At 53.4% G+C, this 16,133-nt stretch carries 14 protein-coding genes and 2 tRNA genes; 3 read left to right on the forward strand and 13 right to left on the reverse strand.

The genetic code is table 11. The features are described 5' to 3' along the window. Positions 1-25: 25 nt before the first annotated feature. Positions 26-2,215: an ABC transporter substrate-binding protein gene (locus E3U44_RS00360; RefSeq protein WP_134356142.1), complete on the reverse strand. Its 2,190-nt coding sequence runs from the start codon at positions 2,213-2,215 to the stop codon at positions 26-28. 125 nt (positions 2,216-2,340) lie between these two features. On the opposite strand from E3U44_RS00360, the gene E3U44_RS00365 reads away from it, so the two are divergent. Both E3U44_RS00365 and E3U44_RS00370 read left to right on the forward strand, forming a co-directional pair. Next, positions 2,341-3,120, forward strand: coding sequence for an enoyl-ACP reductase FabI (locus tag E3U44_RS00365; RefSeq protein ID WP_134356143.1), 780 nt, complete (start codon positions 2,341-2,343; stop codon positions 3,118-3,120). Positions 3,121-3,215: 95 nt separating this feature from the next. Then, the gene (locus tag E3U44_RS00370) at positions 3,216-4,427 is read left to right on the forward strand and encodes a dicarboxylate/amino acid:cation symporter (protein WP_134356144.1); all 1,212 of its coding nucleotides are present in this window, start codon (positions 3,216-3,218) and stop codon (positions 4,425-4,427) included. A 1-nt stretch (position 4,428) separates the two neighbouring features. Here the strand turns inward: E3U44_RS00370 and E3U44_RS00375 are convergent, their stop codons facing one another. The 4 genes from E3U44_RS00375 to E3U44_RS00390 all read right to left on the reverse strand — a co-directional run bounded on the left by E3U44_RS00375 (position 4,429) and on the right by E3U44_RS00390 (position 6,901). Next, positions 4,429-6,342, reverse strand: coding sequence for a SurA N-terminal domain-containing protein (locus E3U44_RS00375; RefSeq protein WP_134356145.1), 1,914 nt, complete (start codon positions 6,340-6,342; stop codon positions 4,429-4,431). Between the two features lie 102 nt (positions 6,343-6,444). Next, positions 6,445-6,521: transfer RNA gene (locus E3U44_RS00380), tRNA-Asp, on the reverse strand. 20 nt (positions 6,522-6,541) lie between these two features. Further along, positions 6,542-6,617 (reverse strand) — tRNA-Val (locus E3U44_RS00385). Between the two features lie 11 nt (positions 6,618-6,628). Next, positions 6,629-6,901, reverse strand: coding sequence for an HU family DNA-binding protein (locus tag E3U44_RS00390; RefSeq protein ID WP_013031868.1), 273 nt, complete (start codon positions 6,899-6,901; stop codon positions 6,629-6,631). A gap of 351 nt (positions 6,902-7,252) precedes the next feature. Here E3U44_RS00390 and E3U44_RS00395 point away from each other — a divergent pair, with 351 nt between their 5' ends. Continuing rightward, entirely contained in the window at positions 7,253-7,828 is a 576-nt protein-coding gene (locus E3U44_RS00395) for a BCAM0308 family protein (RefSeq protein WP_134356146.1), read from the forward strand. Positions 7,829-7,913: 85 nt separating this feature from the next. Here E3U44_RS00395 and E3U44_RS00400 read toward each other — a convergent pair whose 3' ends face one another. The 8 genes from E3U44_RS00400 to E3U44_RS00435 all read right to left on the reverse strand — a co-directional run bounded on the left by E3U44_RS00400 (position 7,914) and on the right by E3U44_RS00435 (position 16,120). Further along, complete coding sequence (locus E3U44_RS00400; RefSeq protein ID WP_134356147.1) at positions 7,914-8,678, reverse strand: BON domain-containing protein; 765 nt, start codon at positions 8,676-8,678, stop codon at positions 7,914-7,916. A gap of 140 nt (positions 8,679-8,818) precedes the next feature. Further along, a complete protein-coding gene (locus E3U44_RS00405) occupies positions 8,819-9,433 on the reverse strand; it encodes a V-type ATP synthase subunit D (RefSeq protein ID WP_134356148.1) in 615 nt (204 codons plus the stop codon). Further along, positions 9,433-10,848, reverse strand: a complete 1,416-nt coding sequence (locus E3U44_RS00410) for a V-type ATP synthase subunit B (protein ID WP_134356149.1) — start codon at positions 10,846-10,848, stop codon at positions 9,433-9,435. The genes E3U44_RS00405 and E3U44_RS00410 overlap by 1 nt, the downstream gene beginning before the upstream one ends. Further along, positions 10,845-12,626 (reverse strand): V-type ATP synthase subunit A, encoded by a 1,782-nt coding sequence (locus tag E3U44_RS00415; protein WP_134356150.1) that lies wholly within the window; start codon positions 12,624-12,626, stop codon positions 10,845-10,847. Before E3U44_RS00415 ends, E3U44_RS00410 begins: the two co-directional genes overlap by 4 nt. After that, entirely contained in the window at positions 12,619-13,272 is a 654-nt protein-coding gene (locus tag E3U44_RS00420) for a V-type ATP synthase subunit E (protein ID WP_134356151.1), read from the reverse strand. The genes E3U44_RS00415 and E3U44_RS00420 overlap by 8 nt, the downstream gene beginning before the upstream one ends. Continuing rightward, positions 13,269-13,661 (reverse strand): V-type ATP synthase subunit F, encoded by a 393-nt coding sequence (locus E3U44_RS00425; RefSeq protein ID WP_134356152.1) that lies wholly within the window; start codon positions 13,659-13,661, stop codon positions 13,269-13,271. The genes E3U44_RS00420 and E3U44_RS00425 overlap by 4 nt, the downstream gene beginning before the upstream one ends. Further along, on the reverse strand, positions 13,662-14,114 hold the full coding sequence (locus tag E3U44_RS00430; protein ID WP_134356153.1) for an ATP synthase subunit C: 453 nt from the start codon (positions 14,112-14,114) through the stop codon (positions 13,662-13,664). It lies immediately after the preceding gene. A 26-nt stretch (positions 14,115-14,140) separates the two neighbouring features. Beyond that, positions 14,141-16,120 carry a V-type ATP synthase subunit I gene (locus E3U44_RS00435; RefSeq protein ID WP_240761673.1) on the reverse strand — a complete coding sequence of 660 codons (1,980 nt, stop codon included), beginning with the start codon at positions 16,118-16,120 and terminating at the stop codon, positions 14,141-14,143. Positions 16,121-16,133: the final 13 nt, after the last annotated feature.

Below are 16,133 nucleotides of genomic sequence, written 5' to 3' on the forward strand. Positions count from 1 at the left end.
CCTCCTTTTATCCCCTTCCCTCTTGCTAATGCTCCTCCAATACCACTCGCCCAGGCTGACGCTCCTTGCGCCAGTAGAGCATCATTGCAGGCATGGCCACTAACACCAAGACCGCCAAAATCACCCACAAGGGCCAGATCACCGGGCGATTCCATTCAGCCCGCAACTGGGCCCGTAGTTGCGGATCAATGCGGCGGTACTTCAAGGTATTGTTCGCCATCAAGTTAGGTTTGACATTGAAATTCCAAGCATGGAGCAAGTTCACTTGCTTGGGATGATAGCCCCAAACCCAAGGGGCATCCTGGCGGGCAATAGCCACCATTTCCTGGATAATCATCCGACGCTCTAAACCGTTTTCCATACTTTTCATCTGCCCAAAAAGGCGATTGAATTCCGGGTTGCTATAGTTGGCTGCGTTCTCGCCCCCATGTTTGGCCTTGCCCTCGGGTCCATAGAGCAAAAATAAAAAATTCTCTGGATCGGGATAATCCGCGTTCCACCCCCATTGGAAGATCTGGGCATTGCCCTGGCGCATCTTGTCTTGAAAGCGGTTGTAGTCGGTATCGCGCACCACCAACTGGATATTTAATTTCCGAAATTGCTTCCGCATCCAGCTCAGTAAAGCAGCGCTGTCCGGGCCTCTGCTGGTGGTATCAAAATGCAACAAGAGGGGTTTGCCGGTCTCGGCGTCCCGGCCATTGGGATAACCGGCTTCAGTCAACAGCCGGCGGGCTGTTTGCAGAGACTTGCGGCGAAGTTGCCCCTGTTCCCATTCGTATACATAAGGGTTAATCCCCTTTTCGCCGCTTTCATAGCCGAAAATTCCCGGAGGCAAGGGACCTTGGGCGGCAATCCCACGACCATTGGCAAAGATGGAGATAAATTCCTCGTAGTCGATGGCAATGGAAATGGCCTGGCGCAGCTTACGGGCCCGCTCGCTATACCCTCCCACCACCGGGTCCAACATATTAAAGCCCACATAATAGGTGGAAGTGCCAATGGCCGTGACCAGCTTGATGCCCTTAGCCTCCATCTCTGCCGTCAAGCTGAGCTCGCCTCCGCCGGAAATACGCAAAGCTTGATCAAAACTGTCCGAAGCTACTTCGGAAGCATCGTAGTATCCTTGCAAAAATTTATTCCAGTAGGGAATGCTTTCCTTCTCCAGACTAAACACCACCCGATCAATGAAAGGCAAGGGTTCGCCCCCATCCGCCAGGAGACCTGCGGTCTCATCCTCGGGCTCCCCCTCAGTGGGATAAGTTTCCCCATGAAAGTTCGGATTGCGTTCCAGCACCATACGGCGGTTAGGATCATTTTCCGTCAGCATGTAGGGTCCCGTCCCCACAGGGTACCAATCCAGGTTCAAATTGCGCTCGGCCATGCCCGACTGTGAATAAAACCGATCCGCTTCCCAGGGTACGGGGGCGAAAAAAGGCATGGCCAGCCAATAGCGCAATTGGGGGTATTTGCCTTCGATGGTCAATCGATAAGTATAGCGGTCCACGACCTCTACCCCTGCTAGGGGATAGGCACGAAGATCTAGATACCCATCCTGGGTACCGGCTTGGGCTGCGGCCAAAGTTTGGGTATATTCTTTCAATCCCGCAATATAGTGGTTCATCAGGCCCAAAATGGGGGAATGGACCTTAGGGTGAGCCAAACGTTTAATCTGGTAGACATAATCCGCCGCGACCAATTCCCGGGTGCCGGTGCGAGGAAAATCGCCAAGCCTATAAATTCCCTCCAGCTCCCCCGGAGTTAGGTTATGGTAGAGCAACCGGCCCGCTTCGTCTTTGGCCAATGCCGGATGGGGTTGGTAATAAATTCCCGGTCGGATCCGAATCTCATAAACGCTATAAGCAACTTCATAGGCGGAGGCCTCCTCGGGGAGAAGATTACCCGCCGCGTCTAAGTAAGTGACCTGGGGCAGGGATTCGGCGGTCAAAGGCGCTAGGGTATAGGGGCGCAGCAGATAGTGATATTGCAAGGGAGGCTCGTAGATCTGGCCGGTAAAGATCACCTCGTTGGCACTATAGGAACGGGCCGGATCTAAGGTCTTGGGACGCAAATTAAAACTTGAATAGGCCACGTTATGGGCACCCTCAGTATGGGGGTAGGGATTATTCCAGATTTCCCCCGTACAAGCCGTTAGCCACAGAAGGCAGAAGCTTCCTATCCAACGCCGGAGAGCAGAGAGCAAAAAAGCTATTAACATGTTTGCAAAACGTTCACTATAAGCTCATTCAGAGAAAAGTCCCCTTTCTCCCCTTTCGGAAAGGGACAATTTCGGGTAGTTTTACCCGCCAACTTCTGAGAAAAAAAATTTGAGGAGTCATACTTATGGGTTTTCTAGCAGATAAAAAGGTCCTCGTTGTGGGCGTTGCCAGCCCCCGCTCCATTGCCTGGGGAATCGCCCAAGCCATGAGGCGAGAAGGTGCCGAATTGGCGTTGACCTACCAAAACGAAAAGCTCCAAGGGCGAATTGAAAAGCTAGCCTCCCAATGTGATACCGACATTACCCTGCCCTGCGATGTCAGCAGCGACGAGCAAATCGAAGCCCTATTTACCCACCTAGACGATTATTGGGACCATGTGGATATCATTGTCCACTCGGTGGCCTTTGCCCCCCGTGACCAATTGCAAGGGGATTACCTCGAAAGCGTCACCCGGGATGGTTTTCGCATCGCTCATGACATCAGCTCTTACAGTTTTGCCGCCCTTGCGAAAGCAGGCCGAACCATGATGCATGGCCGCAAGGGCGCCCTCCTGACCCTCAGCTATCTCGGGGCGGAACGGACCATTCCTAACTATAATGTCATGGGGGTGGCGAAAGCCAGTCTTGAGGCTAATGTGCGCTATATGGCTACCGCCCTGGGGCCAGAGGGAACCCGAGTCAATGCCATCTCCGCTGGCCCCATTAAGACTCTAGCGGCAGCAGGCATTGATAATTTCAATAAGTTCCTGACTTATTCCGAGCGCAATACTCCCCTTAGACGCAATGTCACCACGGAAGAAGTGGGCAATGTGGCTGCTTTCCTCTGCTCCGATTTGGCCTCGGGAATTACGGGTGAAATCGTCTATGTGGATGGAGGCTACCATATTGTCGGCATGGGCGAATAACTGTAAACCGCTATCGGATTGGCCCCGGCCCTTGGGGCGCCACAACATGTAATTGCCCTTAATTAAGCACAACTTAAAACCAGGTTCTCTAAATTATGTCCCATCGCGCGGCTCTTATACTTCTTGGATTGATTATTATTGGCGTGATTGCAGGTGTTCTAGCGGGATGGTATGCCGGCCCCCGCATGGAAGCCCTGGCTTGGCTTGGCACTCTCTTTCTCAATGCCCTCAAAATGACCATCATCCCCCTGATCCTGTCTGCTGTCATTACCGGTGTCGCTAGTTTGGGGGACGTCCGCAAACTAGGGCGGGTGGGCGCTATTGTCATTGGTTACTACGCTTGCACTACCGCCATTGCGGTGGCCATTGGCCTCCTGGTGGTCAATATTATCCAGCCCGGTAGTGGTATCGCTATTGGCGATGGCTCGGTCCCAGCAAGCATTGCTGCCAAGGGAGACACAGGAATTGAGGATATTCTGCTCTCCCTCATCTCCCCCAATCTCATCAACGCTGCTGCCGAAGGGCAACTCCTCCCTTTGATTGTCTTCGCTATCTTGTTTTCCGCCACACTCACCACATTGGGGGAGAAAGGTCAGCCGGTACTGGCCTTTTTTGAGGGCGTAAATGAAGCCATGATGAAACTAGTGGTGTGGATCATGTACCTAGCGCCGGTGGGCATCTTCGCCCTGATCTCTGCTCGCCTGGGCCAAAGTGGTGGCGGCGAGGCTTTTCTAAGGGAGATCAGTGCTGTGGGCTGGCATGTGGTGACGGTGCTTTCCGGGCTGGCCCTGCACTTTGTGGTGCTGCTGCTGCTCTTGTTTTTTATTGCTGGCCGAGGGTGGGATTACCTGATTAACATGCTCCGCGCCTTACTGACCGCTTTTGGCACTGCTAGTTCCTCCGCTACTCTACCGCTCACCATGGAGTGCGTGCGGGAAAATGACGTTGACCCCCGGGCTGTTCGCTTTGTGCTGCCCTTAGGTTCGACTATCAATATGGACGGCACCGCCCTCTACGAGGCCGCCGCGGTAATGTTCATTGCCCAAGCTTATGGAATCCAACTAGGCCTGGAACAACAGGCCCTTATCTTTGTCACGGCCACCTTAGCAGCTATTGGCGCTGCCGGCATTCCCGAGGCAGGCTTGGTTACCCTGGTCATCGTGTTGAATGCGGTGGGCCTCCCCCTCGAAGGTATTGGGCTGCTACTTGCCGTCGACTGGTTTCTCGATCGTTTCCGCACCTCGGTGAATGTTTGGGGCGATTCTGTGGGAGCAGCCGTGTTAGCCCGTTTCCTACCCAAAGATTAAATTACAGGTTATCCCTATATATTTTAATCTCGGCTTCCGCTCTCAACTCATCGATAAAGCCCTGATAGGCCACTTGGCCGTGCATCTGCTCCATTTCTTGGGCCAGGGATTGGCGCGCTTTCTCATCTAGCTGGTTCAGGTCCCCATCTTTGACCGTATAGAGGCCCACTACCGCATAATCTCCCGCTCCCAAGGGCTGTCCCGCAAAAACAGGGCTCTCCGATTGGGGGTGCGGCAACCCATAAGCCATGTTCAGGACTTCCCGAGGAATATCCTCGCTGCGACGGCCATAAAACTTCTTCTCATTCCAAGTCTCTTCCCCAGCAAAAACAGTTTCCGGAGACTCCCCCTGTTGCAAACGCTCAACCAAGGCGTCTCCCCGTTCTTGAGCCTTGGCTTTGGCCCGCTCTAAGGTCAATGTTTCCTGTATTTTTTCGCGGGCTTGCTCAAAGGGCTCAATATCCGCCGGGAAATGCTTTTTAACCCGCAACACCACCAGATCATTGGGCCCTAATTCAAGGGTTCGACTGTTCATCTCTTCCTGCAGCACTTCTTCACTAAAAGCAGCGGTTACCACCTTGGGATTTGCCCCAATCCCGCTGCCCCCCCTTTGCGAGAAAGGTTTGCTGGTTTTAATGGGGAGCTCAAGGGCCTCTGCGGCAACCTCCAAGGTAAAGGGATTTTCGTAGGTAAGATTATCCAGAATCTCCGCTTGTTCGTAGAAGTGTTCCTCCGCCAGCTGCTGGCGGTACTTTTGCGCCAGTTCTTCACGGACCTCTTCAAAGGAGGGGGTTTCGCCGCGCTGAATACCGGTCAGTTGGATAATATGGTAACCAAATTTGGTCAATACCGGCTCGCTAAGATCGCCCACCTTTTCCAGAGAAAAGACCGCCTCTTCAAAGGCCGGATCCATCACCCCTCGACCAAAGAAACCCAGATCCCCTCCCTGTTGGGCTGAACCGGGATCTTCAGAGACTTCCTTGGCCAGCTCCTCAAAAGGTTCACCCTGTTGTAAACGTTTTAGCGCTTGATCAGCTTTCTCCCGAGCTGCCTGGCGGGCAGCCTCATCTCCTTCCTGGGGAACTTGTATCAATATATGGCTGGCCCGACGCTGCTCCGGCGCTCCGAATTGATCTTTGGACTCCTCGTAGAGATCACGCAAGGTCTGCTCATCCACCGGGATATCGGCCGTTAAAGATTCAGCAGTAAGGCGCAAATAATCCACAGTTACCTGCTCTGGGGTGCGGAACTCATCCGGATGATCTTCATAATATTGGCGCAACTCCTCATCGCTGATTTGGATAGCATCCCGGAATTTGGATAAAGGCACAATGCTGTAACCGATTTCCCGCTCCTGGTGTCGAAGACGGGCGATATCCTCCATTTCCTGCTGGGTCGCAAATGCCGATAGCTGCAAGGTGGAGGCTAACTGTTCACTCAGGAGGCTCAAACGCAGACGAGCCTCGTAAGCTGCAGGCGTCAATCCCTGGCTATTTAGCACACTCTCGTAACGCTGAAAATCAAACTGACCCGTCTCATCTTGAAAGGCTTCATTATTATGAATGACTTTACTGAGCTCCGAGTCACTCATGCCTAACCCAAGCTCATCTGCCGCATCCAAAACTAAGCGCTGCTCAATCAACCCGTCTAAAACGCGCTGTTTGGTCGCCGGATCATCCAACATTTTTTCCGAGAAACCTTCCCCCATCAAGAAACGCAATTGTTGAGTATAGCGCTGAAATGCCGCACGGAACTCACGGGTAGTAATCTCTTCACCGTTCACAGAGGCGGCCAGGGCTTCCCCCCCTTCACGGAAATAGTTATTAATACCCCACAGGGCAAAAGGAATGGTAATAAGCCCAACAATTACCCAGGCAAAAATACCTTGGGCACGACTCCGTATGGCTTCCAACATGGATTTAGCTACCTCTTCAACAGGGCGACCACTTAAAGGAACAAAAAAGGCGCAATTTACAATCCTGTAAAATGCGCCTTTTTATTTATAACTCTTAAAAAATGGCGGAGTGGACGGGATTCGAACCCGCGACCCCCGGCGTGACAGGCCGGTATTCTAACCAGCTGAACTACCACTCCTAAAAACTATCTATCCCCCATGGTGGGTGCTGAGGGGTTCGAACCCCCGACCTTCGCCTTGTAAGGGCGACGCTCTCCCAGCTGAGCTAAGCACCCACATAAACATCTTAGTTTACAGCATCCTTGAGGGCTTTTCCAGCTTTAAACGAAGGTATCTTCGAAGCTTTGATCTTAATCTCCTCACCCGTCTGTGGGTTGCGCCCCGTCCGGGCGGCACGATCCCGCACGGAAAAGGTGCCAAAACCTACGATTGTAACCTGGTCACCACGCCTTAGCGCATCGGTAACCGCTTCGATAACAGAATCCACGGCCCGAGCTGCGGCGGCTTTGGTCAAGTCCCCTGACTCCGCTACCGATTCAATAAGCTCCGATTTATTCACTAAGTTATTCCCCTATTTTGCCAATTATTTTAACTTTGAATTTATTCGACGGTTAGCTGGCTACAGAAGCTCCTTGGCTAAAACCGGCGCGATTAACTCCAAACCACGCCAGATTCTATACCAATTGGCCAGAAGCCGAGTCAAGCGCATCTCCAGCTGTCCCTCCCCCCCGAGGCTGTTTCCACTTCTTATGGGAGTAAAATTATCCATTCCCAGGGAGAGGGGATGAGTCTATATTTATATATAGATATTCCATAGCAAACTTAACAGAAATTGTAGGCGTAACTACAATGCGTCATGGACATTTTATCAACCCATTTTCCGTCTTTTCAGGCAGTTAAGGAGAATTTTATGGGAAAAGGGGGCTCTTCTAAAGATACCTCTAATATCGCTCACCACAAGGGAACACCAAGTCCTGTAAGGAACAGAAGAGGTCAAAAGGGAACACCAGGTCCTGGAGGGAATAGAGGAGATCGGCTGATCGAGGAAAGGATCCATGATCCTTACAAAACCAAGAAAAAATTACCGGAACCTACCATCTGTCCAGAATGCCAGGCCCTATTTCAGCAGGGCAGATGGACTTGGGCTGAAATTCCCCCCAACGCTAATCAGGAATTATGCCCTGCCTGTCAACGAATACGGGACCGGGTTCCCGCCGGGTTCTTAACACTGAGTGGAGCGTTTTTCCAAGAGCATCGGGAGGAAATCATTAACCTTATTCGCAACAAAGAGGAAAGCGAGAAAGCGCAACACCCCTTAAAGCGGATCATGGATATTGAGGAACAAGAAGGAGAAACCGTAATCACCTTTACGGAAGTCCACCTCCCCAGGGGAATAGGGGAGGCGCTGAATCGAGCTTATGAAGGTGAAATTGATTATCAGTACGCGGATCAGACCAGTATTCTCCGCGTACGGTGGCACCGCTAGGGAATACGGGAAATCATAGCCTGCCAAAGCGGCTTTTAGCCACTTTGGCAGGCGGTGATATTCCAGGCAAATCCTTTTATCCTTTTTATTTTCTCACTTCTATCTGGTTAACAACATCTGCGACCCCCGACAGACACCAGGCATCGGCCTCTGCCATGCCTTTTTCTTCCTCAGTGGCCACCCACCCCGTTAAGGTGATCACGCGATTGCGAATATCTATTCGAATTTGATCCGCTTCTACTAAGCGATCCTTTTCCAGGATCAAACGGAGGCCATCGACAAGCTCCTCTTCTGTCTCTTCCCGGGCGGGCACTACCTCCAAGCGATTTTCAACATTTCGACCCCCCCTTAACCACCAGCTCATTGTCCCAATGAGGTACTTATGAGAGGGACTGGGAACATGACCTTCCAAAATCACCGCGCCCTCTTCCACTGAGATCTGGACCAAGCCGCTCGGTTCACGGTCTGCCTGCTGCCAAGTTTCAAAGTCTACCTTTTTAAACCCTTGTCCTTGTCCAGCGACCTCCTTGGCCCGTCCCTGAAGAGTGCAATTACGGAAGGTTGATTCCTCCAGTAACGCTCGACACAGGGTATCCCGCAGAGCACCATCCCCTCGCTGCTCCGTGGGCCTAACGGTGAGCCGGTCAACAAACGTACTCACACCGGCCAATTGTTGGTTGCGCAAAAGTTGCAGGGCGCATTTTTTGGTGGTGAGATCTTCCACTTCGCCTGCAAGCATAAGAGTCCCGTTGCGGATGCTTATTTCAATAGGAGAGCGATGGAGATTGATGCGTTCATCGTATTCAAGAATCGCTCTTGCCTGTTTAATGATGTCATCCTGTATACTCATTTTTTTCCCCTATTTTCAACTAGCCTATGCCTACAAAGTTAGTCCCTTAGCCCAGGTTTTGGGGAATTTTTGAAGTGAATTGTTTAGCGTGGGTTTCGGTGGATGCGCTATACTTATCCGCCCTACAGCGGCTGAGCGGGCTAACCCTGCTTGCCCTGCTCCTGTAACACCTTAATCTGAAATAAAGCATTACGCTCTTCTTCTTCCAAGGCCGATTGGATGTAGCGAATGGCCGCTTGGTAGCGGGGAATCACATTATATTTGAGTGCGTTAACGCGTTTCTGGGTTTTGCGCTGTTCAGCCAGCATGCGGCGCAGAGAAGTCTCTGCTTCTCCAAGCCGCGCTAAAACCATGGCCAGTTCCGCCAGCTGGGCCCGAGTCTCATCCAGACTGGCATCCGTCCAAAGCAGGCTGATGGGCTGCAAGGGCAAACGTTGAACAGTCACCGCCGGATATTCCACCCCTAGGCTAGAACGGGGAAGGATCTTCACTGACAGGCTGGGATGTATTCCTAAAGCAGCCTGGCGTAACTGACGACTATTCATCCGCATGTGGGTAATGGACAGCCAATGGTAAGAATCTTCTAAGGCGGCCCGGGCTTCATGCCGCAATTGGCGGTAGCGGGTTAAATGCTCGTAAACCAACCGGGTCAGCAACTCCCGCTTGCGTTCCAGCAAGTCATGCCCTTCCTGCAAAAAAGTGACTTGCCGTTTAAGATCGAGCAAAGCGCTCTTGGTCGGAGGCTGGCGCGCCATCAATCCTCTTCTGCCGTCGGCGTCTCCTGACCAGAGTCGCCGCCCCATTTATGATATTTTTCAAGATCCGCCTCAGTCACTCGGGTGAGAGCTATCTGGGGAAGTAGGGAAAGCAAATCCCAAGCCAAATCCAAGGTCTCAATGATGGACCGTTCCTCCTCTTCCTCTTGCTTGACAAAACGCTGTTCGAATTGGTCAGCAAAATTAAGATACTGCCGGTCAGCCTCAGAAAGCTCCTCGGCGCCGATAATAGAAGCCAAATTTCTCACTTCTAAAGCCTTGGCATAGACTGCATAGAGCTGGCTGGCGACCCGGGGATGGTCTTCTCGGGTAAAGTCCTTGCCAATCCCATCCTTCATCAATCGGGACAAGGAAGGAGGGATGGTGACCGGAGGATAGATTCCTTGGTGATAGAGCTCCCTGGAGAGAACAATTTGCCCTTCCGTAATATAGCCCGTCAGGTCGGGAATCGGATGGGTGATGTCATCTGAGGGCATAGAGACTACCGGCACCATGGTAATGGAACCGTGTCGGTCCTTAATTCGTCCGGCCCGCTCATAAATCTCGGCAAGATCGGAATAGAGGTACCCGGGGTAGCCCTTACGGGAAGGGACATCCCCCTTGGCCGTGGCCACCTCGCGCAGCGCTTCCGCGTAATGAGTCATGTCGGTCATCACCACCAGCACATGCAAGTCCTGCTCAAAGGCCAAATATTCGGCACAGGTCAGCGCGGTACGGGGCAGGATCAAACGTTTGATGGGAGGATCGTCCGCCAGATTGAGATACATCACCACATTGCCCAGCACGCCGCTGCTCTCAAACTCCTCTTGGAAGAACCGGGCATCCCCATAGGTGACTCCCATGGCGGCAAAGACCACCACAAAGCGAGTCTCCTCACCCAGCAGTTTGGCCTGACGGACAATCTGAGCCGCCAGGCGATTGTGGGGAAGACCCGAGCCAGAGAAGATGGGCAGTTTTTGGCCGCGCACTAGGGAATTGAGACCGTCAATGGTAGAAATTCCGGTCTGAATAAATTCTTGAGGATAGGCACGGGCAACGGGATTGACGGGGGCACCGTTGACGTTGCGTTTGAGGGAAGCCACGATGGGAGGACGGTTATCACGGGGGGCCCCCACACCGTCGAAAATACGCCCTAAAACATCTGGTGATAAAGGGATCTCAAAAGGTTCTCCCAAAAACCGGACCCAGGTGCGTTCTAAATCAAGATCATCGGTGCCCTCAAAGATCTGGATCAGAACCCCATCGTCGGAAGTGAGGATCACTTGCCCGTTGCGACGCCGCCCCAGGTGATCCTTGATCACCACCCGCTCCCCAAAAGCGCTACCGGATATATCTTGCATAAACAACAATCCCCCCCGAGCCGCAGAGGCGGTACAGTACTCTTTCTCTTTCATTCTGAATGCTTTCCAGCCTCGCCGTATTCCATGCCGAGTTGCTCGAATTCTTCCCTTATCTGCTTGGCAAAATCCCGCAACTTTTCCACTTGAGTATTGTCATAATCGCTCTTACAGCGCTTGGCACGAGCCAGAATAGGAAGTCCTAAAAGTTCCTGTACCGGCACTCCCCGATCCAATAATTCAACGCCCCGATGGTAGAGCTGGAGCATCAGATCTAAGAGGGCAAACTGTTTCTCCGGAGTACAAAAGCTATCCACGGGGTCCAGGGCACTCTGCTGCAATACACCCTCCTTGATAAGAGCTGCTCCCTCCAGAACCCAACGCTGGGTACCGGATAAAGCCTCAGGACCGACCAGGTTAACAATGCGGGAAAGTTCTTCCGCTTGGGTAAGCAGGGTCATGGCCTCAGCGCGCTCTGCCTGCCAACGCTTGTCAATATGCTCAACCCACCAGCGAGCGGCTACCGAGATATCGTCAGAGAAGCTTTCCGTCCAAGACACCGCTGGGTAATGGCGGGCATCTGCCAGATCTTTAGAGAGGGCCCAGAAGGTTCCCACGATTTCTTTGGTGTGGCTAGTCACGGGCTCAGAAAAATCACCGCCTGGAGGAGAGACTGCGCCGATAAGGGTCACTGAACCGACTTCTCCCCCCAGGGTCTGGACCCGTCCCGCTCGCTCATAGAAGGCAGCAAGCCGGGAGGCTAGATAGGCTGGATAACCTTCCTCCACCGGCATCTGTCCGAGGCGCCCGGCCACCTCCCGCAGCGCCTCGGCCCAGCGACTGGTGGAATCTGCCACGATAACCACATCGTAGCCCTGGTCCCGATAATATTCGCCCAGGGTCACTCCGACGTAAAGGGAAGCCTCCCGGGCCACTACCGGCATATTCGAAGTATTCGCCACCAGCAAGGTACGCTCCATCAGCGAGCGACCCGTATGGGGATCAGTCAGCTGGGGAAAGGAATCAAGGACTTCAACCAGTTCATTGCCTCGCTCGCCACAGCCCACATAAATCACAATATCGGCATTGGACCAGCGGGCAATCTGCTGTTGGGCAATGGTTTTACCCGCGCCAAAGGGACCGGGTACCGCCGCTTTGCTCCCCTTAAGCAGGGGGAAAAAGGTATCCAGTATCCGCTGTCCAGTAATCAAGGGCGCTACACTGTATTCCCGTTGCCGATAGGGGCGAAACTTGCGCACAGGCCATCGGTGAGAAAGGCTCAAGTCATGGAAGCGGTTATCCCGAGTACGTATACGAGCAATCACCTCGGCCAATGGATAATCCCCCTCACCGACCAGCTCCAGGAGTTCTCCCGATAGGCCAGGGGGGACCAGGATGCGATGTTCAATGGTTGGGGTTTCAGGCACGGTACCCAGCTGAGCGCCGCCAGAGATCGCCATACCGGTAGTTAACTGGGGATTGGGTTGGAAGTGCCAAACCCTTTCTTGGTCCAAGCTTTGGAGTTGGATACCACGGGAGATCCGATCCCCGCTGACCTCCAAGATACGGTCAAGGGGCCGTTGTATGCCATCGAAAATTTGCCCTAAAAGGCCCGGTCCCAGTTCCACCGAGAGGGGATAACCGAGAGGCTCTACTTCCTCGCCAGGGCGCACCGATTCGGTTGCCTCATAGACTTGAATAAGGGCCTCCTCACCCTCACGGCCAATGACTTCCCCCACCAGCCCCATTTTTCCAATTTGCACCTGCTCCCCATTGGGCACCTGGGGGAGGCGCGCTCGAACCAGCGGGCCATTGACTTCCAACAACTTACCCATGATGAAGCACTCTTTCCACCGCAACCGCTTGGGCAAAGAGACGCTCAATAATGGCTTGATGAAGTTCCTCTGCCAGCCGATCCAGGCGACCTTCAAAGGTATTATCCACGCGTATGCGGTGGTCTTTGCTCACCACCTGCACCCCGCCACTGCAACTTAGGGGTTCGGGAGATAACCGGATATGCTTGCCCGGAACCGCCTCTGCCGCAAAAGCTTCCCAAGTTCCCTCAAGGCATTCCAGATCCTGCTGATTGAGCTCCGCAATAAGCTCTTCCTGCTCGATAGCGTTTGCCCCGGCCGCCAGTAGTCGCTGTAGTACGGGCAAATATTGTGGCTTCTCCGCGGCAAACGCTGCGAGCTGGTGGCGCAGAGCCTGAACCACGGCTTGCACCAATTCCCAGCGGAGACGATCTAACTTTCCCTGGAGCTTGAGTTCACTCGCTTGCACCCGCCGCCGATAGACCCGCTCCGCCATTGCTTTGGCCGCCAATATTTCCCGTTCTTCCCGGAGACGCAGACGCTCATTGGTCTCTTCGATAATACGCTCTCGGCTCTGCCGCGCCCGGGATAAGTACTCTTCAGCCAAACGCTCGGCACGGGTCAGGAGGGCTGCCTCTAATGCTTCCACATTGGCCTCAGTGCTCATTTTTTTTCCTCTAAGGCGCTTTGGCCCAGTACTTTAGTTACTAAATCTTCCACCGCAGGATGGTAATCGCCCGGTGCCTGCAAAGGGGGCACTTCAGTGATGATGATCCGCGGACTCTCTGCCCGCACCCGGCTGAGCCGTCCAGACTGACCACGGGAAAGTCCTGGCTCTAAGAGGACTAATGCTTTTTCTTGACTTTTTTCCAATTCCTCTAGCAGCTTTTCCACATCGTCTTCAGTGGCATTGGGCCAAGTTTCAAAGCCAATTAAAGCAAAGCCTTCCGTGAGGGCGGGGCTTCCCATCACTATTAGGCGGGTGCCAACTTCCCCCTCCCCCGACGGCTCTAACTTAGGCTCCGTGCTAAACCTCAAAATTTCCTTCTTAGCCATTTAGATCTTACCTAGCATGAGGATAGTGACCACCACCCCATAAATCGCTATCCCTTCCGCTAGACCTAGATAAATAAGGGTACGCCCAAACAATTCCGGTTTCTCGGAGATTGCGGCCAATGCTGAAGCGCCTACCGTCCCCACGGCATAGGCTGCAGCCACGGTAGCCACTGCGGTAGGCAGACCCACCGCCAAAAGAGCAAGCCCCATTCCCATGGAAATTTCCGGGGGTGCCGCTGCAGCGCTCTCTACCTCCTGAGCCATGGCATCCCCCATGGCTAGAAACAAGAGGCCGACTTGGGCAGCCATGAAAGTGAACAAATTCATCCCTATGGCGCCGCCCCACCAGCGCGGCACCACAAGCTCTCGGCTTCGCGGGCGTATGACATAAAACACCCCCACTCCCACTAAAACGATGAGACTTAAACTCATCAAAGCAATTAGCCAATACATGGTTACTCCCTTTTAAAAATCAGAAACTATTTTGGAATCGCCAATGTCAGCGGTTGAAATGCCCGGCCGTCACCGCTGAAAAATCGAGAAAATCCCTCGTAATATTCCAAGCGTAACACCTGGATAGCCACGATAGCCCCCTCCAGAATCAAAATAAAAAGATTGCCCAACACTATCGTGATCCAATGACCTGCGGGCTCCATCGTACGGGCCAAGGCAAATACAGCCAGCGCCAACGCCACATGATTCAAGCTAAAGGCCGCTACCCGAAGAAAAGAAAGGGTATTAGCAAAATAGCTCATTAACATCTCCAAACTCTCGATGAGCACCACCAATATCCTTCCCATACCGGGGACTTGGACCTGATGCCACTGATATCCCCACAGGGCAAGAAGGGGCAGTAGAATGGCCGTTGCCTCCGCTGACCCGAATAATCCCTCCGTCCAGCGGAACGCCCCATAGAGGACACTTAAATATATCAAGCACCCTGCAAATCCCCGCCCGCCTAACAGGGCCTCAGCATAACGCCCCGCTGCTAAACGGTTGCGAATCCCAATGCCGGTCACCAGCAGAATAAAGCCCACCCCCCAAAAAAGGGCCACCTCAAGCATCCGTTGAGGGTTAGACAAAGGCGCCATCCAGAGGGGGGGAATAACCGCTTCATACCCAAAAACGCTGCCATATAAAAAGCCAAAGAAACAGGATGAGACCCCTAAGGAGAGTACCAAAGGAGCGTAACTCCCCAGCCGGTGGCGGTACCCCCAACCGACCGCCAGCAGAGTTGCCCCATGACCCACATCGCCAAACATCATGCCAAACATGGCAATGAAGGTCAGAGCAAACAGCCAGGAAGGATCTAATTCACCGTAGCGGGGCACACCGTAGTTATGCACCAATTTTGTAAAAGGCTGGAGCCAAGGGGGAGAACGTACCAAAGAAGGTACTATCAGTTGCTCCTCTAGGGCCGGATCTCGGGTTTCTAGGACAAAAGGCTTCCCAAACCGTTTTTGTAAGGCTTCTTGCAAAAGGCCTATCTCTTCCGTAGGCACCCAACCTTGAACTGTTGCCAGCCCCCCTCGGCCGCGCAGAGCAAGAGAATCGCCTAACATTGCATAAGGGGCTGCAAGGACAAGCTTTTGTGCCCCCTCAAGCAACGCCCGCTCATGTTTTTTACACAGGGATTCAGTCTCCCGGGCCAATGCCAGGCGTTCTTCCTGGAGGCGCTGGCGCTGTGCTCTCAGCCGCTGGCGAACCCTTTGAGGATGATCTTGAAATTCGGGGGGCAGTTGGAGCGGGCGGTAGGCGGCCGCCCGGAGCACGCTTTGGACTTGCCGCTCATTTCCCTTCACCCCTGCAAGCACCACCAATGCCGTAGCCTCAGAGCCGGCAAAAGGCTTGAGGATATAGCCCGCAATGCCTATGGCTTCCTGGAGCCTTTTGAGATTACTTTTAGGGATAGCGCCAAGCCGGACATCTAAAAATTGCAGCTCACCCTGCAACAATCCCAAATTCACATCCAGTTGGGCATAGGTATCCAGGGTCTTGTCCAGTTGGGTGACGGCGCGGATCTCCTCGTCCAACTGGCGCCCCTTTTCCGCTAACTGGGCGCAACGGCGCCACAGCTCCCCTAACCAGTCATTGAGTGCGGCCAATTCCGACTCGCTAACGAGCTGCATCTTCTCTGGGGGGAGATGGATGTTAACGCCCAGATATTCCCCCACCTTTTGCAGGCGCAACCGGGTCCTAGAGAACAACTCCTGATAATTGGCGGCGGGACGCTCTGGCAAACTCTCCCCTTCGGCAGGAAAGGATTCTGGGTTGAACACTCCACTCTCTGCTAAGACGATGGCAGCGGCCGGAGCCTCTTCCTTGAGCATATAAAGGGTGACCCGCTGCATGGGTAACGGTGTAAACGTAAACATCCCCCAGAGGATCTCCCAGGCTACCCAAGCCTTTTCTTTGAGCATATGAAGGGTGATCCGCTGCATCGGTAACGGTGTAAGCATCTGCTAGAGAACC

Source organism: Nitrosococcus wardiae (genome assembly GCF_004421105.1).
In the GTDB taxonomy this organism is placed as follows: Bacteria; Pseudomonadota; Gammaproteobacteria; order Nitrosococcales; family Nitrosococcaceae; genus Nitrosococcus; species Nitrosococcus wardiae.

Coding starts and splice junctions, on each gene's coding strand:
- E3U44_RS00360 (WP_134356142.1), bottom strand. CDS start 2,215: ATGTTAATAGCTTTTTTGCTCTCTGCTCTCCGGCGTTGGATAGGAAGC.
- E3U44_RS00365 (WP_134356143.1), top strand. CDS start 2,341: ATGGGTTTTCTAGCAGATAAAAAGGTCCTCGTTGTGGGCGTTGCCAGC.
- E3U44_RS00370 (WP_134356144.1), top strand. CDS start 3,216: ATGTCCCATCGCGCGGCTCTTATACTTCTTGGATTGATTATTATTGGC.
- E3U44_RS00375 (WP_134356145.1), bottom strand. CDS start 6,342: ATGTTGGAAGCCATACGGAGTCGTGCCCAAGGTATTTTTGCCTGGGTA.
- E3U44_RS00395 (WP_134356146.1), top strand. CDS start 7,253: ATGGGAAAAGGGGGCTCTTCTAAAGATACCTCTAATATCGCTCACCAC.
- E3U44_RS00400 (WP_134356147.1), bottom strand. CDS start 8,678: ATGAGTATACAGGATGACATCATTAAACAGGCAAGAGCGATTCTTGAA.
- E3U44_RS00405 (WP_134356148.1), bottom strand. CDS start 9,433: ATGGCGCGCCAGCCTCCGACCAAGAGCGCTTTGCTCGATCTTAAACGG.
- E3U44_RS00410 (WP_134356149.1), bottom strand. CDS start 10,848: ATGAAAGAGAAAGAGTACTGTACCGCCTCTGCGGCTCGGGGGGGATTG.
- E3U44_RS00415 (WP_134356150.1), bottom strand. CDS start 12,626: ATGGGTAAGTTGTTGGAAGTCAATGGCCCGCTGGTTCGAGCGCGCCTC.
- E3U44_RS00420 (WP_134356151.1), bottom strand. CDS start 13,272: ATGAGCACTGAGGCCAATGTGGAAGCATTAGAGGCAGCCCTCCTGACC.
- E3U44_RS00425 (WP_134356152.1), bottom strand. CDS start 13,661: ATGGCTAAGAAGGAAATTTTGAGGTTTAGCACGGAGCCTAAGTTAGAG.
- E3U44_RS00430 (WP_134356153.1), bottom strand. CDS start 14,114: ATGTATTGGCTAATTGCTTTGATGAGTTTAAGTCTCATCGTTTTAGTG.
- E3U44_RS00435 (WP_240761673.1), bottom strand. CDS start 16,120: ATGCTTACACCGTTACCGATGCAGCGGATCACCCTTCATATGCTCAAA.